Consider the following 19556-nt stretch of genomic DNA (forward strand, 5'->3'; position numbering starts at 1 on the left):
TCTTTTTTGAAAAAAAGAAGCAAAAAACTTTTGTTTATCCGGGGCACGGGCGGTTTCAGCGGCACGGGCCCCATGGATCAAAGTTTTTTTGCTTCTTTTTTTTCAAAAAAAGAAGTCTTCTCACTTCTTTTTACTGTGATGCTCGCCTAGCGCGCCGTGCTGACTTGGCGTTTCAGCCAGTCCAGCGCGCCATCGGCGTCGGGCACGGTCGGGCAGGGTGGCAGGCTTGGCCGGGCGATCATGATGATCGGGATGCCGAGCGTGCGGGCGGCGGTGAGTTTGGCTGCGGTTGCGGCGGCGCCTGCGTTTTTGGTGACGATGATCTCGATCCGGTGGGTTTGGAGCAGGGCGGTTTCGGCCGCGACGGTGAACGGGCCGCGGGCGGTGATGAGGGTGGCGTTTGGCGGGCACAGGGCCGCGGCTGGCGGATCGACGCTGCGGATGATGTAGTCGTGCCAGGGGGCGGCGCGGAACGGCGCGAGGTCCTGCTGGCCGATGGTGAGGAAGACGCGGCGGCGCGTGGGGCCGAGCGCCTCGGCCGCCTGGGTCATAGTGGTGACATGCGTCCATTGGTCGCCCGGTTCGGCGCGCCAGGCGGGGCGGTTGATCCGCAGGATTGGTGTGGCGGTGAGGGCGGCGGCCTGGCAGGCGTGGGCGCTGATTTGGGCGGCGAAGGGGTGGGTCGCATCGATGATCGCTGCGGTTTCGGTGGTGCGGAGGTAGGCGACCAGACCGGCGATGCCGCCGAAGCCGCCGATGCGGTGGGGAATGGGCGGCAGGATTGGCGCGGCGGTGCGGCCGGCCAGCGACAATGTGGCGGCGATGGTGGGCTCGTGCGCCAGCGCGCGGGCGATATTTGTGGCTTCGGTGGTGCCGCCGAGAATGAGGGTGCGCAGGGGCAGCGATGAGCTTGGATCCATGGCTGAGCATTCTGGGGATCGGGGAGGATGGTGTCGATGGGCTGTCGGGGGCGGCGCGCGGCTTGATCGGGCGGGCGGCGCTGGTGGTGGGTGGTGCGCGGCATCTGCGGCTGGCGGCGGGGTTGATCACGGGCGAGTCTCTGATGTGGCCGCGGCCGATGGATCAGGCGTTTCCGGCGATTTTTTCGCGGCGCGGCCAAGCGGTGGTGGTGCTGGCGTCGGGTGATCCGTTTTTTCATGGGGTGGGGTCGGTGTTGGCTTCGCATGTCGCGCGGGGGGAGTTTGTGTGCCTGCCGGTGGCGTCCTGCGTGTCGCTGGCGGCGGCGCGGCTGGGCTGGGCGTTGCAGGGTACGCCGGTGATTTCGTGTTGCGGCCTGCCGGTGGCGCGGGTGATTCCGCATCTGCATGACGGGGCGCGGCTGCTGGTGCTGTCCGCCGATGCGACGACGCCGGGCGACGTCGCATCGGTGCTGCTGGCGCGGGGTTTTGGGGCGTCGCGCGTGCATGTGCTGGAGGCGCTGGGCGGTCCTTGTGAGCGGCATCGGGTGGTGGCGGCGGATCGGATGCCGGATGATGTGGGGCCGCTGAATTTGCTGGCGATCGAGGTGGCGGGTGCTGCGGGGATGCCGCGCGTGGCCGGGCTGGCGGATGGGTGGTTCGCGCATGATGGGCAGATCACCAAATCCGAGATCAGGGCGGCGACCTTGGCGGCGCTGGCGCCGGTGCCGGGGGAGTTGCTGTGGGATATCGGCTGCGGGTCGGGCTCGGTCGCGATCGAGTGGTTGCTCGCGCATCCGGCCAATCGGGCGATCGGGCTGGAGCGGGATGCGGTGCGGGCAGCGCGGGCGCGGGAGAATGCGCTGAGGCTGGGCGTGCCGCGGTTCGAGGTGCGGCAGGGGGCGGCGCCGGATGATATCGATGATTTGTGGCCGGCGCCGGATGCGGTGTTCATCGGTGGTGGGGCGCGGCGGGATGGATTGATCGGGCGGTGCTGGGCGGCGCTGCGGGCGGGCGGGCGGCTGGTGGTGAATGCGGTGACGATCGAGACCGAGGCCGTGCTGTTCGCGGCGTATCGGAACTATGGCGGGGGATTGACGCGGTTATCGATCGATCGGCTTGATCCGGTGGGCGGGTTGCACGGGTTTCGCCCGGCGATGACGGTGACGCAGTGGCGCGGGGTGAAGCCGTGATCGTGGCGGGGATCGGCTGCCGGGCGGGGTGCGATGCGGCGGGTATCGTGGCGCTGGTGGAACGGGCGGCGGGGTTGGGCGGGTGCCGGGTGGATGTGCTGGCGGCGCCGCGGTTCAAATCCGCTGAGGCGGGCGTGGCGGCGGCGGCGCGGTTGTTGGATGTGGCGATGGTCTGGGTCGAGCCCGATGCGCTGGTTTCGGTCCAGGCGCGGTGCGTGACGCGATCGGCGCGGGTGGCGGCGGCGGTGGGTGTGGCATCGGTCGCGGAAGGGTGCGCGTTGGCGGTGGCGGGAGCACAGGGCCGGCTGGTGCTGGCGCGGATTGCGGGCGATGGGGCGACGTGCGCGCTGGCGCGGGGTGAGGCGTCGTGACGGTGCATTTCATCGGCGCGGGGCCGGGGGCGGCGGATTTACTGACGTTGCGCGGGCGGGATATTCTGGCGCGGTGCCGCGTGTGTTTGTTCGCGGGCTCGTTGATTCCGCGCGCGATGCTGGCGCATTGCCCGGCGGGGGCGCGGATTGTCGATACCGCGCCCATGAGCCTTGATCAGATCGAGGCGGAGTTTGTGGCCGCGGCGGCGGCGGGGCTGGATGTGGCGCGGCTGCATTCGGGGGATCTGTCGCTGTATTCGGCGGTGGCGGAGCAGATCAGGCGGCTGGAGCGGCTGGGCATCGACTACACGATGACGCCGGGGGTGCCGGCGTTTGCGGCGGCGGCGGCGGCGCTGGGGCAGGAGCTGACCTTGCCGGAGATTGCGCAGAGCCTGGTGATCACGCGGATTTCCGGGCGGGCTTCGGCGATGCCGGCGGGTGAGACGCTCGAAGGGTTTGCGCGGACCGGGGCGATGCTCGCGGTGCATCTGGCGATCCATGCGATCGGGGCGGTGGTGGCGCGGCTCGTGCCGTTTTACGGGGTGGATTGCCCGGTCGCGGTGGTGGCGCGGGCGAGTTGGCCGGATCAGCGGATCGTGCGGGCGAATTTGGGCACGATCGAGGCGGTGCTGGCGGCTGACAAGGTCGAGCGGACGGCGGTGATATTGGTGGGGCCGGGTCTGGCGGGGGGTGCGGCGCGGGAGAGTGCCTTGTATGATGCGGCTTATGACCGGCGGTTTCGCTCATCGGCGGGGGATAACTCGTGAACCGGCGCGAATCCGGCGCGACCGGCGATGGCGCCGGTGCGGTCGAACAGGATGATTTCGAGATCGATCGCGGCCGGGGCGAGCACGGTGGCGGCGGTGCGCCAGGCGGCTTGGGCGACGGTATCGCCGAGATCGAGGCCGGTGGCGGCGGCGTGATCGAAGATTTCGGCGGTGGTGTTGGCGGCGAGGATGGTGGCGGTGAAGGCGGCGGGCGCGCCGCTGGTGTGGGCGAGCGACGCGAGGGCGGTGCGGTCGACCGCGTTGCGGCTGGAATGGAGATCGAGCCTGCCCTGGGCAAGTTTGGTCATTTTGGCGACGCCGCCGGCGATGGTGAGGCGGGGGATCGGGTTGCGGCGGAGGTATTTCAGCAGGCCGCCGGCGAAATCGCCCATTTCGATCAGGGCGGTGTCTTCGAGATTGTGCAGGGCCTGGACGGCGCGTTCGGAGGTGCGGCCGGTGGCGCCGGCGATGTGGGTGATGCCGGAGGCGCGCGCGACATCGATGCCGCGGTGGATACTGTCGATCCAGGCGGCGCAGGAGAACGGGATGACGATGCCGGTGGTGCCGAGAATCGAGAGGCCGCCGACGATGCCGAGGCGGGCGTTGAGCGTGTGTTCGGCGAGGCTGGCACCGCCGGGGATGGCGATTTCGACGATGAAATCGGGGTCGGGCCCGGCGATTTCGGTGAGCGCCTGGCGGATCATGGCGCGCGGGGTGGGGTTGATGGCGGGTTCGCCGGGCGGGATGGGCAGGCCGGGGCGGGTGACGGTGCCGACGCCTTCGCCGGCGCGGAAGATGATGCCGGCACCGGGCGTGGCGGCGCTGATGGTGGCGCGGACCAGGGCGCCGTGGGTGACATCCGGATCGTCACCGGCGTCTTTGACGATGGCGGCGGTCGCGGTGGTTGCGGTGCGGGTGGCCTCCGCGAGGGTGAAGCTGGTGGTGGCACCGCTGGGCAGGGTGATGGTGACGGGATCGGGGAAGGCGCCGGTCAGCAGCGCCGCGCAGGCGGATTTGGCCGCGGCGGTCGCACAGGCGCCCGTGGTCCAGCCACGGCGGAGCGGCGTCCGGTTGGTCACAGAGGTGGATATAACCGTGGACGCCCAACAAGTCACACAGCAATGACGCACGGACGGTTTCCGCAGCAATCCCTCAAGGTCGAAACGTTTTTTTGCTTCTTTTTTTCCAAAAAAAGCAGTGCTTGCTTCTTATTGGATGATGGATTTCGCCGATGACCAGCCTGGATGAGATAATGACCGATCTGCCACGCCTGAACCCGGGTGAGGTCTGGCTGGCCGGTGCCGGGCCCGGTGATCCGGCGCATCTGACGTTGCTGACGCTATCGGGGCTCGGGCAGGCGGATGCGGTGGTGCATGATGCGTTGATCGATCCGCGTGTGCTGGACTTGGCGCGGGCGGGGGCCGAGTTGATTCCGGCGGGCAAGCGGGGCGGCAAGCCATCGGCGGTGCAGGCGGATATCACGGCGCAGTTGATCGCGCTGGCGCGGGCGGGGCGGCGGGTGTTGCGGCTGAAGGGCGGCGATCCGTTCATGTTCGGGCGCGGTGGCGAAGAGGCTTTGACGCTGGCGGCGCAGGGGGTGCGGTTTCGGATTGTGCCGGGCCTCACGTCGGGGTTGGCGAGCATGGCGGCGTCGTTGATCCCCCTGACGTTGCGCGGGGTCAATCAGGCGGTGGTGCTGGCGACCGGGCATGGTGCGGACCGGGCGGACGGGATGGATTGGGCGGCGCTGGCGCGGCTCGGTCAGCCGATCGTGCTGTATATGGCGATGACCAATCTGACCTCGATCACGGCGGCGCTGATGGCGGGCGGGTTGAGCGGGGCGACGCCGGCGGCGGCGATCGCCTCCGCGACGCTGGCGGCGCAGCGGATTCTGGTGACGGATCTGGCGCGGCTTGCCGAGCGCGTGACGAGCGAGGGGATTGCGGCACCGGCGATCGTCGTGATCGGGCGGGTGGTGGCGTCACGCGCGCGGTTGCTGGAATTGTTGCCGGCGTTGGAGGCGATGGCGTGATGACGGTTGCCTCAAAAACGCGGGCGTTGGTGATTGCGGCGCCGCGTTCGGGCAGCGGCAAGACGATGGTGACGCTGGCGCTGGCCGCCGCGCTGCGGCGGCGCGGGCTGATGGTGCGCTGCGCGAAATCGGGGCCGGATTATATCGATCCCGCGTTTCATCAGGCGGCTTCGGGGCATCCCGGGGTTAATCTGGACAGTTGGGCGATGGCGCCGGACCTGCTGGCGGCGATTCTGGTGGCGCAGGGGCGCGATGCCGATGTGCTGCTGATCGAGGCCTCGATGGGCTTGTTCGACGGGGTGGGCGAGACGGCGCTGCGGCGGGGGGCCGCGGCGGATATCGCGGCGCGATTCGACCTGCCGGTGGTGCTGGTGCTCGATGTTTCGGGCCAGTCGCAATCGGCGGCGGCGGTGGCGGCGGGGTTTGCCGGGTTCGATCCGGCGGTGCGGGTCGCGGGCGTGGTGCTGAACCGGGTGGGCAGCGCGCGGCACCGCGAGGGGATCGTGGCGGCGATGGCGCGGGCCGGGGTTGCGGTGTTCGGCAGTTTTCCGCGCGATCCGGCATTGGGTCTGGCCGAGCGGCATCTGGGCCTGGTGCAGGCGCGCGAGCAGGATGGGCTCGCGGGCTATTGCGCGGGGCTGGGCGAACGGGCCGAGCGGGACTGCGATGTCGATGGGTTGCTGGCGGCTGCCGGGGTGATTGATTGTGATGGCGCGGGCAGCGGGGCGGCGGTGCCGCCGCCGGGGCAGCGGATTGCACTGGCCGATGATGCGGCGTTCGGTTTCATGTATCCGCATGTCGTGGCGGGGTGGCGCGCGGCGGGGGCGGAGATCGTGGCGTTTTCGCCGCTGGCGGATGAGGCGCCGCCGGATGGGTGCGATGCGTGCTGGCTGCCGGGCGGATATCCGGAACTGCACGCGCCCGCGCTGGCGGCGGCCGGGCGGTTTCAGGCCGGGTTGCGCGATTTCGCGGCACGCTGGCCGGTGCATGGCGAGTGCGGCGGGTTCATGGTGCTGGGGGTGGCGCTGGAAGATGCGGATGGCGTTCGCCATGCGATGACCGGGTTGCTCGGCCATGAGACGAGTTTCGCGCGGCGCCGGCTGCATCTGGGCTATCGCGAGGCAGTGCTGTGCGCCGATGGGCCGCTTGGTGCGGCCGGGGCGGTGGTGCGGGGCCATGAGTTTCATTATGCCAGCGTGACCGTGCCGGGCGGCGATGCGCCGTTCGCCATGATGCACGATGCGCTGGGTGCCGCGCGCGGGCCGGAGGGCGGGCGGCGGGGGCGCGTGTCCGGCACGTTTTTTCATCTGATCGCTTCCGTTGACCGAGGATCGCCATGACCGATTTTGCCGCCGTTCGCGCCCGTTGCGCCGATCTGCCGCCGGCGGATGAGGCCGCCGCCGCCGCCGTGCGGGCGCGCCAGGACACACTGACCAAGCCACCGGGCAGCCTGGGGCGGCTCGAGGAGGTTGTGGCGTGGCTCGCCTCCTGGCAGGGACGGGCGATGCCGCGGCTCGACCGCGTGGCGGTGCTGGTGTTCGCGGGCAATCATGGCGTGGTGGCGCAGGGGGTTTCGCCCTATCCGCCGGCGGTGACGGCGCAGATGGTCGGGAATTTCGCGGCGGGCGGGGCGGCGATCAATCAGCTGGCGGGGCTGGCGGGCGCGGCGCTGCGGGTGATTCCGCTGGCGCTGGAGACGCCGACCGGCGATTTCACCGCCGATGTGGCGATGACGCCGGATGCGTTCGAGGCGGCGGTGATGACGGGGTATGACGCGGTCGATCCCGGCACCGATCTGCTGTGCCTGGGTGAGATGGGTATTGGCAATACCACGGCGGCGGCGGCGCTGGCGGCGGCACTGTTCGGCGGCGATGGGGCGGACTGGGCGGGGCGGGGCACCGGCATCGATGATGCCGGGCTTGGCCGCAAGCGCGATGCGATCGATCGCGGGTTGGCGCGGCATCGGGCCGTACTGCATGATCCGCTGGCGGCGGCCGCGTGCCTGGGCGGGCGGGAGTTGGCGGCAATTCTGGGCGCGGTGATCGCGGCACGGGTGCACCATGTGCCGGTGCTGCTGGATGGGTTCGTGTGTACCGCCGCAGCGGCGCCGCTGGCGCGGCTGGTGGCGGGCGGGCTGGATCATACGCTGATCGCGCATGCCTCGGCGGAGGCCGGGCATCGGCGCCTGGTCGCGGCGCTGGGGATGACGCCGCTGCTCGATCTGGGCATGCGGCTGGGTGAGGCTTCGGGCGCGGCGCTGGCGGTGCCGGTGGTGCGGGCGGCGCTGGCGTGCCACGCCGGCATGGCGAGTTTTGCCGAGGCGGGTGTGACGGACCGCGCATGAGCAGCGCCGGTCGCCAGATGGCCGCCGCGTTCGGCCTGCTGACCCGCCTGCCGCTGGGCGCGGCGCTGCCGGCACCGGCGATGGTCGATTATGGCGCCAGCGTCTGGGCCTATCCGGTGGTCGGGCTGGCGGTGGGCGGCATCGCCGGGGTGGTTTACGCGCTGGCGCTCTGGCTCGGCATGGCGCCCTGGCTTGCAGCGGGTTGGGCGCTGGTGGCCAGTGTGCTCGCGACCGGCGGGCTGCACGAGGATGGGCTGGCCGATAGCGCGGATGGGCTGGGCGGCGGCGGCACGATCGCGCGGCGGCTCGCGATCATGCGCGACAGCCGGATCGGCAGTTATGGCGCGATCGGGCTGGTGCTGGCGGTCGCGCTGCGGCTGGCGGCGATGGCGAGCATCGCGGGACCCTGGCGCGTGATGGCGGCGCTGATGGTGGCCGGCGCGTTCGGGCGCGCGGCGATGGTGGTGGTGCAGCGGCGCACCGCGTTCGCCCGGCCCGATGGGTTGGCCGCTAGCGTGGGGGTGATTCCGGCGGGACCGGCGCTTCTGGCGGAAGCGATCGCGGTGGTGGCGGCGCTGGTGCTGGTGCCGTTCTGGGCCGCCGTGCTGGCGGCGTTGCTGAGCGGTGCTGCGGCGCGGCTGTGGGCGCGGTATATCACCGGGCGGCTCGGCGGGCATACCGGGGATACGCTCGGCGCGATCGAGCTCGGCACCGAAATTCTGGTCCTCAGCCTGCTGGCATCGGTCTGGCCGGGTCTGCGATGAGGGTGATCGACCCCAGCGGCGGTGCGGGCGCCAGCAGATCGGGCGCGGTGCCGTTTGCCAGCGCGATCAGCAGCCGCAAAGGGCCGCCGTGCGAGATGATGATGGCGGGGCGCGCCCGGATCAGGCAGTCATGATAGGCTTCGCTGACCCTGGCGATCAGCGCGGCGCCGCTCTCGCCGCCCGGCGGCGCGAAAGTTTCGGGCGATGCGGCCCAGGCATCGAGCGCGGCGCGCGGCACGCCGTTCCAGGCGGCACCTTCCCACACGCCGAAATCGAGTTCCTGCAGGCGGGGATCGGTCTCGACCGGGAGGCCGCGCGCCGCTCCCAGCGCCTCGGCCAGGATGCGGCAGCGCCGGGCCGGGCTGGTCAGCACCAGGCTCGCCGTATGGCCGGCGAGTTGCGCGACGATCGGGGTGATGGCGGCGTGTCCCGCCGGGGACAGGGCGATATCGAGCCGGCCGTAGCAGATGCCGGCCGCGATGGCGGGTCGCGGGTGGCGGATGAGCGCAAGCGGGCAGGGGGGTGAAGCCATGGCCGATATGATAGACGAGTTTGGCACGCCTGAGGGCACCGCCGCGTTCGGGGCGACGTTTGCCGCGGCGCTCGAGGCGCTATTCACCCTGCGGCGCGATGTGCGGCATTTCCGGCGCGATGCGTTGCCGCCCGGAACCATCGAACGGCTGCTTGCCATCGCCTGCCGGGCGCCCTCGGTCGGGTTCAGCCAGCCGTGGCGGTTCGTGCTGGTCGATGATCCGGCACGGCGGCGCCTGGTGCGGGAGAATTTCGTGGCGTGCAACGACGCTGCCCGGCTGGGCTATGACGATGAGCGGGCGGCGCTGTATGCGCGGCTGAAACTCGCCGGGCTGGACGAAGCGCCCTGTCATATCGGCGTGTTCGCCGAACCCGATCCCGCCACCGGCCACGGGCTGGGGCGGCGGACGATGAAGGAGACGATCGCCTATTCGGTGGTGATGGCGATCCACACGCTCTGGCTTGCGGCGCGGGCGGAGGGTATCGGGCTCGGCTGGGTGTCCATTCTCGATCCCGCCGCGCTCGCCGCGGCGCTCGATGTGCCGGCGGGGTGGCAGTTTATCGGTTATCTCTGCATCGGTTATCCGCAGGCGGCGCACCGGACGCCGGAACTGGAGCGTGAGGGTTGGGAGCGGCGCGTCGATACCGAAGCGATGATTTTCCGGCGTTGATCGCCATATGTGAATGATCATGGAGAAGAGCGGTATGAAACCACGCCTGATTGCGCCCGCGTTGATGAGTGTGGCGCTCAGCGCCTGTTCCGTCGTTGGCATTCGCGCGGGTACGCCTGAGCCGAAATATCAGGTGATCGGCACGGTGGGCGCGGTGCAGATCCGCCGCTACGCGCCCCGGATTGCCGCGGAAACCACCGTTCACGGCAGCGTTTATCATGCGCGCAACCAGGGATTTCGCCGCCTCGCCGGCTATATATTCGGCGGCAACCGCACGCGCGCGACCATTGCCATGACGGCGCCGGTCGCACAGACCGCCGATGCGGCATCCGAAAAAATCGCGATGACCGCGCCGGTCGATCAGTCGCAGAGCGGGCCTGATGCCTGGACCATTCGCTTCTACATGCCCGCAGGCTATACGATGGAAACCCTGCCGGTGCCGAACGATCCCAAGGTGCATCTGGTGACGGTGCCGGCCGAAGATTACGCCGCGCTGCGCTTCTCCGGCGTGCCCAACCAGACATCGGTCGCCCGCGAACAGGCGCGGCTGCTCGCGGCGCTGAAATCGAGCGCGTGGACGCCGGCCGGCGAGCCTGCTGCCTGGTTCTATGACCCGCCCTGGACGCTGCCATTCCTGCGGCGAAATGAGGCGGTCGTGAAAGTGACTCGGGCGGTTGGGTCGTCCGGTTAGGGTTGGTCGGGGGCGGTTGCCTTGAGCACGCCGCGCGCCTGAAGGGTTTCGATCGTGCCCGGCTCGACATCGATCAGGCGCAGGATTGCGGCGGTGTCCGCGCCGAGCGCGGGGGCCGGCCTTGCCATGGCGCCCGGCGTTGCCGAGAGACGGGCGGGGATATTGTGCATCGGCAACCGGCCCATGTCGGCGTCGGGCAGGCTGATCAAAGCTTCGCGCTCGCGGATGAATGGGCTGTCCATCAGATCCGCCGGATCGCACACCGGACCGACCGTGACGCCCGCCTGTTCGAATACGGCAAGGGCTTCGGCCTGGGTGTGGGCGGCCATGAAGGCGGCGACGATCGGGTCGAGGATGTCATTGTTGGCGACGCGGGCGGAGTTGGTCGCGAAGCGGGGGTCGGTGATCAGGTCGGGCCGACCGATCGCGCGGAACAGGCGTTCGGCCATCACCTGCATCGAGGCGGATAGAGCGACGTATTTACCATCGGCGCAGCAATAGACGTTGCGCGGGGCGGTGGTGCCGGAGCGGCTGCCGTGACGGGCGGGGACTTTGCCGGTGAGCGCGTAATTGGCTGCCTGCGGCCCGAGCACGCTCAACATGCTCTCGAACAGCGACAGGTCGATCACCTGCCCGGCGCCGCCTGCGACCTCGACATGGCGCAGCGCGATCATGATGGCGGTGGCGCCGTACAGGCCGGTGATCATGTCCGCGAGGGCGAGCGGCGGCAGCACCGGCGGACGATCGGGGAAGCCGTTCATGGTCGCGAAGCCCGACATCGCCTCGACCAGACTGCCGAAGCCGGGCTTGCCGGCGAACGGGCCGGTCTGGCCCCAGCCGGAGATCCGCACCACGATCAGGCGCGGATTGGCGGCGAACAGCACATCCGGCCCCAGACCCATGCGATCGAGCTTGCCGGGGATGAAATTCTCGACCAGCACATCCGCGATCGCGGCCAGGCGCAGCAGCAGCGCCAGCCCCGCCGCATCGCGATAGTCGAGCGCCAGACTGCGCTTGTTGCGCGCATAGACCTTCCAATGGGTCGCGATATCCTCGACGCGCCAGTTGCGCAGATCGTCGCCGCCCCTGGGGTTTTCCACCTTGATGACATCGGCACCGAAATCGGCCAGCACATGCGTCACCACATTGCCTGCGACCAGCCGGGACAGGTCGAGCACGCGGATGTCCTTCAGCGGCGCCGGTGCATCGGGCTCATAGCGTTTTTCATGCAACCCAGCGCCCGTCATCACAATGCTCCCTCATGCTCTGAATTCATTATAGACAGGTCGTAGCCCCTGCCCAATGATGCGGCGGCGCGGCGGCACCGAGGAACGATCATGAGCTTTCCCGCCTCAACACAACTGCCGATCTGGCGCTCCCTGCTGTTCGTGCCCGTCACGGTCGAGCGCTTCGTGGCAGGGGCCGCCACGCGCGGCGCCGATGCGATCATTCTCGATCTCGAGGATGCCATCCCTGCGGCTGAAAAGCCCCGCGCACGGAGCCTGATCGCGACCGCGGCATCCCGCGTCGCTGCGGGCGGCGCCGATGTGATCGTGCGGGTCAATCGCCCCTGGCGCGCACTGATCTGCGATCTCGAAGCCGCCGTCATGCCCGCGATCACCGCGCTCATGCTGCCGAAAATCGAAAGTGCGGATCATTTACGCCTGATCGCCGAGACGGTCGAGGAAATCGAGGTCGAGCGCGGCATGACGCCGGGCCACACCCGGTTGATCGCCATGCTGGAAACACCCGGTAGTATCTTCCGCGCCGAGAGCATTGCAGGCGCACACCCCCGACTGGTTGGCATAACCGTGGGGTCCGAAGACCTTGCCGTAGCGGTTGGAATGATGCCCGAAGCCGAAGGGCTGCTGTTTCCGAAGCAACAGGCGATCTTTGCCGCGCGCGCCGCCGGTATCCTGCCGCTCGGCTTTCTCGGCACGGTCGCCGATTTCAATGACCTCGACCAGTTCCGCGTCACGATCGAACGATCCCGCCGCCTTGGGTTTACCGGGGCTTCGGTCATCCATCCCGGTCAGGTCGCGATCCTGAATGAGGGATTTCGCCCGCAACCCGACGAACTTGCCCACGCGACCCGTCTGGTCGACGCCTATGCCAGAGCCATCGCCGCCGGCTCCGGCGCGATCACATTCGAGGGCAGGATGATCGATGTGCCCGTGGTCCGTCGTGCGCAGGCGTTGCTGGACCGCCACGCAGCCATCGAACAGCGGACCCGTGCCTGACGGGTTGCCGTGCGGTGCTTCGATGAGCGCATCGATGCCAGGGCTGGTGCCGTATCCGCTACGGCGGGTGGAGGCTTTGTACGGCAATCGGCGGGCGTAGGTGCACAGTGGGGGCCGATGCCGGCTTCTGCGGGAGCGGTTTGGCGGGCGGCCCGGCGGCGCTCGGTTCTGACCGCCTCAGTTTTCGATCGTGTTGCGGTAGGCGCGCCAGCCGCCGTGGGCGGTGATGTCGGTGGCGGTGGCGGCGGCGTGGGTTTCGCAGCTGAAGCCCGGGTGGCTGGAGCCGTCGGCGAGGGTGACTTTGCCGATGGTCATCGGGGGTGGGAGGTTGGCGATGAAGGTGGCGAAGGCCGTGGGGGTGAGCGACCAGCGTTCGACGGCGATGCCGGGGCCGGGGAAGCCGGGCTCGCGCAGCAGGCCGGGTTTGGGGGGTGAGGTGGCGAGGGCGACGAGGCGGTAGTCCGGCGCGGTGGTGGTGGTTTCCTCGAGGGTGGCGCCGAGGGCGGTGAGTTCGTGGTTGAGCGCCATGCCGGAGAGGTGGGCGCCGGCGATGATGAGGGAGATGCGGTTGGTGGTTGGCGGCATCGTGTGGTGCTGGGGGGTGGCGCGGGATTTGCCGCTGCCGGCGCCGATGCTGTGGTGGAGCTGATCGGCGAGGTGGAGCAGGGCGTGATCGGTGAAGGCGGGGCCGATCAGGGTCATGCCGAAGCCGATGCCATCGGGGCGGAACCCGGCGGGCAGGGCGACGGCGGCGAGATCGAACAGATTGACGAAATTGGTGTAGCGCCCGAGCGTTGCGTTGTGGACGACGGGTTGGGCTTGCATGGCGGCGACGGTGAAGCAGGTAGGGGCGGTGGGCAGCAGCAGGGCGTCGATGTGCTCGAACGCCTGCATGGCCCGGGCGCGCAGGGTCTGCAGGCGGGTTTGGGCGGCGAAGGCATCGGCGGCGTCGAACCGGTCGGCGCCGGCGATGATGGCGCGCACGGTGGGGTCCATGTGCTGGTCGTGGGCGCGGAAGAACGGGCGGATGGCGCTGAGGCGTTCGGCGACGAAGGCGTCTTCGTAGAGCAGGGCGGCGGCGGCGCGGAACGGGGCGTAGTCGATTTCGGTCAGGGTCCAGCCGAGGGCGGCGGCGGCGCGCAGGGCGGCTTCGTGCAGGGATTGGTAGGCGGCATCGTCGGCGAAATAGCGTGCGGGGTCGGCCAGGATGCCGAGGCGCGGGTGTGACGGCAGGGTGATGTCGCGCGGGGCGCGACTGTAGGGATCGGCCGGGTCGTGGCCTTGGGCGATGGCGAGGATGATTGCGGCATCGCAAGCGGAATTCGCCATGATCGAGATGCAGTCGAGGCTTTGGCAGGCGGGGACGGCGCCGGTGGCGGGGATGCGGCCGCGGGTGGGTTTCAGGCCGATCAGGTTGTTGAACGCCGCGGGGATGCGGCCCGAGCCGGCGGTATCGGTGCCGAGGGCGAAGACGCTGAGGCCGGCGGCGACCGCGACGGCCGAGCCGGAGGATGAGCCGCCCGAGATGTAATCGGCATCGAAGACGCAGCGCGGCGCGCCATAGGGCGAGCGGGTGCCGTTCAGGCCGGTGGCGAACTGGTCGAGATTGGCTTTGCCGAGCACGATGGCCCCGGCGGCGCGCAGGCGGGCGACGACGGTGGCATCCTGCGCGGGGTGATAGGCGTAGTCCGGGCAGGCGGCGGTGGTTGGCAGGCCGGCGACGTCGATATTGTCCTTGACCGCGAACAGCATGCCGGCGAGGGGCAAGGCAGGGTCGATGGTGGCGGCTTCGGCGAGGATGTCGGCGCGGGGGCGGCGGCTGATGAACACCGCTGGGTCGGGATAGGTCTCAAGACGATCGAGCAGGGCGGCGGCGAGATCATGCGGGGTCAGCGTGCCTTCGGTGATCAGGCGGCGCAGGGTGGGGATTTCGAGCGGGGTCGGGATCATGCGGTGGGCTCCGGGTGGGCTAAGGACGGCGCGCAAGAAGAAAGCCCTGCTTTTTTGTAAAAAAGCAGCAAAAAATTTCTTTTGATTCTGGTCCGAGGTGTCGAAAGCACCCATGCCCCAGAATGACAAAAGTTTTTTGCTTCTTTTTTTTAAAAAAGAAGGACTTCCTTTTCACGGCCCCGCCTTCGCTGAAATGACGGCAAGCCGCTGCCCCGCGCGAACAACCTGGCCGGGCGATGCTTCGACGGTGGTGAGGATGCCGGCGGTGGGGGCGGTGATTTTGATTTCCATTTTCATTGATTCCACGATCATGAGGGGTTGGCCTGCATCGATCGGGTCGCCGGGTTGGTGGAGGATCTGCCAGACGCTGCCGGGGACGGGTGAATCGATGCCGTGGGCACCTGGTGGCAGCGGGGTTTGGCTGGGGGGTGCGGGTGGGTCGGGCAGAAAGGCGGTGTCGAGGCCCTGGGCGGCCCATGCGGTGCGTTCGGCTTCGAAGGCGGCGCGCTGGGTGTGTTGGAACCGGGTGATGTCGGCCTCATGGTCGGCGAGGTAGGTTTGGTGTTCGGCGAGGCTGAAGGTGCCATCCTCGATTTTGATGGGGTAGCGGCCGTGGGGGAAGGCAGCGCGGGCTTCGGCGAGTTCGTCGGCGGTGACCTCGTGGAACTTCAGGCGGTCGAACGGGCGGAGCAGCCAGGGTGTGTCGCCGAACGGGGGTTTGCCGTTGGGGAAACTGTTCCACATCTGGATGGTGCGGCCGAACAATTGGTAGCCGCCGGGGCCTTCCATGCCATAGACGCAGAGATAGGCGCCGCCGATGCCGACGGCGTTTTCCGGGGTCCAGGTGCGGGCAGGGTTGTATTTGGTGGTGATCAGCCGGTGGCGCGGGTCGAGCGGGGTGGCGACCGGCGCGCCGAGATAGACATCGCCGAGGCCGAGCACGAGGTATTCGGCCTCGAACACGATGCGGCGGACTTCGTTTTCGTCGGTAAGGCCGTTGATGCGGCGGATGAATTCGACATTGTCCGGGCACCAGGGGGCGTCTTCGCGCACGGTGTCCTGGTATTTGCGCATGGCGAGCATCACCGCGGCGTCTTTCCAGGAGAGCGGCAGATGGACCAGGCGCGAGGGCACGACCATGCTGGCGGGATCGGGCAGGGTGGGTTCGAGCGACGCGATCAGGGTGACCAGATCGGCGGGGTCGACGATATCGGGGTCGAAATGGATTTGCAGCGAACGGATGCCGGGGGTGAGGTCGATCAGGCCGTGGATGGCCTGGGACTGGAGTGATTGTTGGAGGGCGTGGGCGCGCAGGCGGAGCGCGAAATCGAGCGCCATCGGGCCGAACTCGACCAGCAGGTTTTCATCGCCGGCGCGGCGGATGGTCATGGTTTCGGAGTGCAGGATGATGGCGGGTTGGGCATCGGCGCGGGCAAACCGCACGGTATCGCCGGGGCGGAGTTGGCCGAGTTTCCAGAGATCGGCGCGGGTGACCACGCCGGGGCAGACGAAGCCGCCGAGGGAGGGACCGTCCGGCCCGAGCAGGATGGGCATGTCGCCGGTGAAATCGACCGCGCCGATCGCGTAGGGCGTGTCGTGGATGTTGGAGGGGTGCAGGCCGGCTTCGCCGCCATCCGCGCGGGCCCAGGCGGGTTTCGGGCCGATCAGGCGGATGCCGGTGCGGGCGGAGTTGTGGTGAACCTCGTAGGCTGCGGTGAAGATGGTCTCGATATCGGCGGGGGTGAAGAAATCGGGGGCGCCGTGCGGGCCGCTGCGCAGGGTGAGGGTCCAGTGATCGGTCAGCGGGGCGGGTTCGGGTCGGGTCGGGGTGGTGAGGGCGGCGGTGGCGATGCCGATGACATCGCCCGTGCGGAGCGCGCCGGTGGCGTGGCCGCCGAAGCCGCCGAGGGTGAAGGTGGCGGTCGAGCCGAGGCTGGCGGCGGCTTCGAACCCGCCGGCGACGGCGAGGTAGCAGCGCTGGCCGGGGCCGGTGATGACGCCGAGGGTGAGCGTCTGGCCGGCGGTGATTTTTGTGGGCTGGTGGTGGATGACGGGTTCGCCGTCGATGGCGGCGGCCATGGCAGTGCCGGTGAGCGCGATTGTGGCATCGGTGCGGAACAGCAGGGTGGGGCCGGCCATGGTGCATTCGAGCACGCTGGCGTCGGGCGGGTTGCCGAGCAGGGCGTTGGCGGCGGTGGCGCTGCGCCGGTCCATCGGGCCGCTGGGGGGAATGCCGACGTGCCAGTAGCCGAGGCGGCCTGGGGCGGATTGCAGGGAGGATTGCGCGCCGGGATCGATCACCAGAACGCTGCGCGAGAGCGGTTTGAGCGAGGTGAGGCTCGCGGTGGTCATGGTGCCGGCCACGAAATCGGGCAGGGCGAGGGCCGCGCGCAGATAGTCGCGGTTGGTGGTGAGGCCGGTGACGGTGCTGGCGGCGAGGGCGGCATCGAGCGTTGCGATGGCGGTGGCGCGATCGGGGCCGGATGCGATCAGTTTGGCGAGTGTGGGGTCGTAGAACGGGGTGATTTCGGTGCCCGGTTCGATCCAGTGATCGATGCGGAGCGTGTTGGGCAGGGTGAGGGCGGTGATGCGGCCGGTGGCGGGGCGGAACTGGTTGGCGGGGTCTTCGGCATAGAGGCGGGCTTCGATGGCCGCACCGCGTGGCGTGAGGGTTGCGGGCCAGGTGAAGGTGCCGGCGGCGAGTTCGATCATCCAGGCGACGAGGTCGATGCCGTAGATGGCTTCGGTGACGCCGTGTTCGACCTGCAGGCGGGTGTTGACCTCGAGGAAGTGGAAACGGTCGTGATCGGCATCGTAGATGAATTCGACGGTGCCGGCGGAGCGGTAGCCGACGCTGGCGGCGAGCGCGCAGGCGGCGTGCTCCATGGCTGCGATGGTGGCGGCGGGGATGTTGGGCGGGGGAGACTCCTCGATCAATTTCTGGTTGCGGCGTTGCAATGAACAATCGCGGCAGCCGAGCGCTTTGACGGTGCCGGTGCCGTCGCCGAAGATCTGGACCTCGACGTGGCGGGCGCGTTCGACATAGGATTCGAGGAACAGCGCGGCATCGCCGAAATTGGCGCGCGCCAGATGGGCGATGCTGGTGTAGCTGGCGGCGAGTTCGGCTTCGGTGCGGCAGATCGCCATGCCGATGCCGCCGCCGCCGGCGCTGCTTTTCAGCATGACCGGGTAGCCGATGCGCGCGGCGTGGTGCGTTGCGTCCGCAAGGTCGGTGAGGATGCCGGAACCTTCGAGCAGCGGCACGCCAGCGGCGGCGGCGAGGGCGCGGGCGGTGTGTTTCAGGCCGAAGCTGCGCAGGTGATCGGCGCCGGGGCCGATGAAGGCGATGCCGGCGGCGGCGAGGGCTTCGGCGAAGGCGGCGCGTTCGGCGAGGAAGCCGTAGCCGGGGTGCACGGCCTCGGCGCCGCTGCGGCGGCAGGCGGCGATGATGGCATCGATGTCGAGGTAGCTTTGCGCGGCGGGAGAAGGGCCGATCGGCTCGGCGTGATCGGCGGCGAGCACGGGGGGGCTGAAGCGGTCGGCGGCGGCGTAGACCGCGACGGTTTCGATGCCCATGCGGCGTAGCGTGCGGGTGATGCGGGCGAGAATTTCGCCGCGATTGGCGACCAGGACACGCCGGAACATGGTCAGGCGGCCCAGACGATGCAGCGGATCGGGGTGGGGTTGAAGCCGTTGCAGGGGTTGTTGACCTGCGGGCAGTTCGACAGCACCACCAGCAGGCGCATCTCCGCGCGCAGCTCGACATAGCCGCCCGGGGTGCTGACCCCGTCATCGACGGTGAGTTCGCCGTCCGGGCGGATCGGCACGTTCATGAAGAAATTGACGTTGGAGACGAGGTCGCGCTTGTCCATGCCGTAGCGGGCGATTTCGGCGAGGAAGTTTTCGCGGCAGGCGTGCATGAACCGGGTCTCGAAGCCGAAGCGGACGGTGTTGCTCTCGCAGGAGCAGGCGCCGGCGCAGGTATCGTGAAAGCCGCAGGTGTCATCGACGATGGTGGCCATCGGGCGGGCTTCGTTCGAGAGCAGGATGGCGCCGGTGGTGAGGTCGTAGCGGCCGCCGGCGCGGGCCTGGGCGAGCAGCGTGTCCTGGGCGGAGTAGCGTTCGCCGTGATCATCGGCGTTGTAGAACAGGGCATCGACCGCCTGCTGGCTTTCGAGGTCGATGATGCGCAGCGTCTGGCCCGGTTCGAGGATGGTGGAGAAGGCGGCGCGGGCGGGGACGTGCTGGTCGAGGATGGCATTGGTCGGGGTGATCATGGTCATGGTCTCAGCGGAACCAGGCATCGGTGTTGGCAAAGCCGCGTTGGGCTTCCTCGGAGAAGTGGCGGCAGTGATCATCGGCGGCGGGCGGGGGGGCCGTGTAGTGGGTGAGGGCGAGCGGGCCGGTGTTTGTGCTGGCCGCGAGCGGGTGGGGCGTGTTGGACAGGGCGAGCAGGAGGTTCTGCTCGGCGCGCAGGGTGATGAAACTGCCCGGCGGCGCGGCCGGGGCGAGGGTCATGCGGCCACGCGGATCGACGCGCAGGCCGGCGAACAGGGTGAGGCTGGGGCCGACATCGCGCCGGTTGAGGCCGAATTTGGCGGCGGCGTTGCGCAGATTGTCGCGCCCGTTGCGCGCCGTGCCGCCCGGTTGGGCATGGGGGCCGGTGGTGGGCGTCGACGGGCCGAGGATGGGGTCGTGGCCGGCGCCGCTGTCGGCGATGATCGAGGCGAGGATGCGGCCCATGTCCGAGAACAGGACGCGGCCGGTGGTGAGGCGCGTGGTCCATTGCAGTTTGACCGTATCGCCCGGGTTGTAACGCTCGGCGGGGTCATCGGCGTTCCAGATCAACAGGCTGGCACCGGTGGTGGCGGCGCGGGTTTCGATGTGCAGCGCCTCGCCGCGGCGGAGTTTGATGTTGATGTAGCAATCGGGCGGCAGGGATGCGGTGCCGATGATGCTGGCGGGTGCGATGGCCGGCGCGGCGGCGGCGGGCGGGGCGGCCTGGGCGCGGGCGCGGGCGCGTTCCTGCAACTGGTTGTAGCGGGCGCGGTATTGGTCGGGGGTCAGGCTGTCGAGATCGAGCAT

At 69.2% G+C, this 19556-nt stretch carries 18 protein-coding genes; 10 read left to right on the top strand and 8 right to left on the bottom strand.

Features of this window, described 5'->3' with window-relative positions:
- Window positions 1-146: 146 nt before the first annotated feature.
- The gene (locus AruPA_RS10700) at window positions 147-920 is read right to left on the bottom strand and encodes a cobalt-precorrin-6A reductase (protein ID WP_265636680.1); all 774 of its coding nucleotides are present in this window, start codon (window positions 918-920) and stop codon (window positions 147-149) included.
- Here AruPA_RS10700 and cbiE point away from each other — a divergent pair.
- Genes cbiE through cobM form a run of 3 tightly spaced genes read left to right on the top strand, consistent with a single transcriptional unit; the run spans window position 905 to window position 3248 of the window.
- Window positions 905-2110 carry a precorrin-6y C5,15-methyltransferase (decarboxylating) subunit CbiE gene (cbiE, locus tag AruPA_RS10705; RefSeq protein WP_265636681.1) on the top strand — a complete coding sequence of 402 codons (1206 nt, stop codon included), beginning with the start codon at window positions 905-907 and terminating at the stop codon, window positions 2108-2110. The two genes, AruPA_RS10700 and cbiE, sit on opposite strands and share 16 nt — an antisense overlap.
- Window positions 2089-2481, top strand: a complete 393-nt coding sequence (locus AruPA_RS10710) for a cobalamin biosynthesis protein (protein ID WP_265636682.1) — start codon at window positions 2089-2091, stop codon at window positions 2479-2481. The genes cbiE and AruPA_RS10710 overlap by 22 nt, the downstream gene beginning before the upstream one ends.
- Window positions 2478-3248 carry a precorrin-4 C(11)-methyltransferase gene (gene cobM, locus AruPA_RS10715; protein ID WP_265636683.1) on the top strand — a complete coding sequence of 257 codons (771 nt, stop codon included), beginning with the start codon at window positions 2478-2480 and terminating at the stop codon, window positions 3246-3248. Before AruPA_RS10710 ends, cobM begins: the two co-directional genes overlap by 4 nt.
- Here the strand turns inward: cobM and AruPA_RS10720 are convergent.
- A complete protein-coding gene (locus AruPA_RS10720) occupies window positions 3206-4327 on the bottom strand; it encodes a cobalt-precorrin-5B (C(1))-methyltransferase (RefSeq protein WP_265636684.1) in 1122 nt (373 codons plus the stop codon). The genes cobM and AruPA_RS10720 overlap by 43 nt on opposite strands.
- A 152-nt stretch (window positions 4328-4479) precedes the next feature.
- On the opposite strand from AruPA_RS10720, the gene cobA reads away from it, so the two are divergent.
- From cobA to AruPA_RS10740, 4 genes are read left to right on the top strand one after another with little or no spacing between them, the layout of a single operon-like run.
- The gene (gene cobA / locus AruPA_RS10725) at window positions 4480-5280 is read left to right on the top strand and encodes a uroporphyrinogen-III C-methyltransferase (protein ID WP_265636685.1); all 801 of its coding nucleotides are present in this window, start codon (window positions 4480-4482) and stop codon (window positions 5278-5280) included.
- Window positions 5280-6620: a cobyrinate a,c-diamide synthase gene (locus AruPA_RS10730; protein ID WP_265636686.1), complete on the top strand. Its 1341-nt coding sequence runs from the start codon at window positions 5280-5282 to the stop codon at window positions 6618-6620. The genes cobA and AruPA_RS10730 overlap by 1 nt, the downstream gene beginning before the upstream one ends.
- Entirely contained in the window at window positions 6617-7624 is a 1008-nt protein-coding gene (gene cobT / locus AruPA_RS10735; protein WP_265636687.1) for a nicotinate-nucleotide--dimethylbenzimidazole phosphoribosyltransferase, read from the top strand. The genes AruPA_RS10730 and cobT overlap by 4 nt, the downstream gene beginning before the upstream one ends.
- The gene (locus AruPA_RS10740; protein WP_265636688.1) at window positions 7621-8388 is read left to right on the top strand and encodes an adenosylcobinamide-GDP ribazoletransferase; all 768 of its coding nucleotides are present in this window, start codon (window positions 7621-7623) and stop codon (window positions 8386-8388) included. The genes cobT and AruPA_RS10740 overlap by 4 nt, the downstream gene beginning before the upstream one ends.
- Here the strand turns inward: AruPA_RS10740 and AruPA_RS10745 are convergent.
- Window positions 8351-8920: a histidine phosphatase family protein gene (locus tag AruPA_RS10745; protein ID WP_265636689.1), complete on the bottom strand. Its 570-nt coding sequence runs from the start codon at window positions 8918-8920 to the stop codon at window positions 8351-8353. The genes AruPA_RS10740 and AruPA_RS10745 overlap by 38 nt on opposite strands.
- Here AruPA_RS10745 and bluB point away from each other — a divergent pair.
- Together bluB and AruPA_RS10755 are read left to right on the top strand one after the other, a co-directional pair.
- Entirely contained in the window at window positions 8919-9590 is a 672-nt protein-coding gene (bluB, locus tag AruPA_RS10750) for a 5,6-dimethylbenzimidazole synthase (RefSeq protein WP_265636690.1), read from the top strand. The two genes, AruPA_RS10745 and bluB, sit on opposite strands and share 2 nt — an antisense overlap.
- 34 nt (window positions 9591-9624) lie before the next feature.
- A complete protein-coding gene (locus tag AruPA_RS10755; protein ID WP_265636691.1) occupies window positions 9625-10281 on the top strand; it encodes a heme-binding protein in 657 nt (218 codons plus the stop codon).
- Here the strand turns inward: AruPA_RS10755 and AruPA_RS10760 are convergent.
- A complete protein-coding gene (locus AruPA_RS10760; RefSeq protein WP_265636692.1) occupies window positions 10278-11528 on the bottom strand; it encodes a CaiB/BaiF CoA-transferase family protein in 1251 nt (416 codons plus the stop codon). The two genes, AruPA_RS10755 and AruPA_RS10760, sit on opposite strands and share 4 nt — an antisense overlap.
- Before the next feature lie 90 nt (window positions 11529-11618).
- On the opposite strand from AruPA_RS10760, the gene AruPA_RS10765 reads away from it, so the two are divergent.
- Window positions 11619-12521 carry a CoA ester lyase gene (locus AruPA_RS10765; RefSeq protein ID WP_265636693.1) on the top strand — a complete coding sequence of 301 codons (903 nt, stop codon included), beginning with the start codon at window positions 11619-11621 and terminating at the stop codon, window positions 12519-12521.
- Between the two features lie 177 nt (window positions 12522-12698).
- On the opposite strand, the gene atzF is transcribed toward AruPA_RS10765, so the two are convergent.
- The 4 genes from atzF to AruPA_RS10785 form a co-directional block, all read right to left on the bottom strand.
- Entirely contained in the window at window positions 12699-14471 is a 1773-nt protein-coding gene (atzF, locus tag AruPA_RS10770) for an allophanate hydrolase (RefSeq protein WP_265636694.1), read from the bottom strand.
- Between the two features lie 171 nt (window positions 14472-14642).
- Window positions 14643-18116, bottom strand: coding sequence for a 5-oxoprolinase/urea amidolyase family protein (locus AruPA_RS10775; protein WP_265636695.1), 3474 nt, complete (start codon window positions 18114-18116; stop codon window positions 14643-14645).
- A 2-nt stretch (window positions 18117-18118) separates the two neighbouring features.
- Entirely contained in the window at window positions 18119-18775 is a 657-nt protein-coding gene (locus AruPA_RS10780; RefSeq protein ID WP_265636696.1) for an urea amidolyase associated protein UAAP2, read from the bottom strand.
- Complete coding sequence (locus AruPA_RS10785) at window positions 18759-19556, bottom strand: urea amidolyase associated protein UAAP1 (protein WP_265636697.1); 798 nt, start codon at window positions 19554-19556, stop codon at window positions 18759-18761. The genes AruPA_RS10780 and AruPA_RS10785 overlap by 17 nt, the downstream gene beginning before the upstream one ends.

This window comes from Acidiphilium sp. PA, assembly GCF_026191915.1.
In the GTDB taxonomy this organism is placed as follows: domain Bacteria; phylum Pseudomonadota; class Alphaproteobacteria; order Acetobacterales; family Acetobacteraceae; genus Acidiphilium.

Bases quoted from the DNA above. Each gene is read 5' to 3' on its own strand.
- cbiE (WP_265636681.1), top strand. From the start codon at position 905: ATGAGCTTGGATCCATGGCTGAGCATTCTGGGGATCGGGGAGGATGGT.
- AruPA_RS10700 (WP_265636680.1), bottom strand. From the start codon at position 920: ATGGATCCAAGCTCATCGCTGCCCCTGCGCACCCTCATTCTCGGCGGC.
- cobA (WP_265636685.1), top strand. From the start codon at position 4,480: ATGACCAGCCTGGATGAGATAATGACCGATCTGCCACGCCTGAACCCG.
- AruPA_RS10730 (WP_265636686.1), top strand. From the start codon at position 5,280: ATGACGGTTGCCTCAAAAACGCGGGCGTTGGTGATTGCGGCGCCGCGT.
- cobT (WP_265636687.1), top strand. From the start codon at position 6,617: ATGACCGATTTTGCCGCCGTTCGCGCCCGTTGCGCCGATCTGCCGCCG.
- AruPA_RS10740 (WP_265636688.1), top strand. From the start codon at position 7,621: ATGAGCAGCGCCGGTCGCCAGATGGCCGCCGCGTTCGGCCTGCTGACC.
- bluB (WP_265636690.1), top strand. From the start codon at position 8,919: ATGGCCGATATGATAGACGAGTTTGGCACGCCTGAGGGCACCGCCGCG.
- AruPA_RS10745 (WP_265636689.1), bottom strand. From the start codon at position 8,920: ATGGCTTCACCCCCCTGCCCGCTTGCGCTCATCCGCCACCCGCGACCC.
- AruPA_RS10755 (WP_265636691.1), top strand. From the start codon at position 9,625: ATGAAACCACGCCTGATTGCGCCCGCGTTGATGAGTGTGGCGCTCAGC.
- AruPA_RS10760 (WP_265636692.1), bottom strand. From the start codon at position 11,528: ATGACGGGCGCTGGGTTGCATGAAAAACGCTATGAGCCCGATGCACCG.
- AruPA_RS10765 (WP_265636693.1), top strand. From the start codon at position 11,619: ATGAGCTTTCCCGCCTCAACACAACTGCCGATCTGGCGCTCCCTGCTG.
- atzF (WP_265636694.1), bottom strand. From the start codon at position 14,471: ATGATCCCGACCCCGCTCGAAATCCCCACCCTGCGCCGCCTGATCACC.
- AruPA_RS10775 (WP_265636695.1), bottom strand. From the start codon at position 18,116: ATGTTCCGGCGTGTCCTGGTCGCCAATCGCGGCGAAATTCTCGCCCGC.
- AruPA_RS10780 (WP_265636696.1), bottom strand. From the start codon at position 18,775: ATGCCTGGTTCCGCTGAGACCATGACCATGATCACCCCGACCAATGCC.
- AruPA_RS10785 (WP_265636697.1), bottom strand. From the start codon at position 19,556: ATGCTCGATCTCGACAGCCTGACCCCCGACCAATACCGCGCCCGCTAC.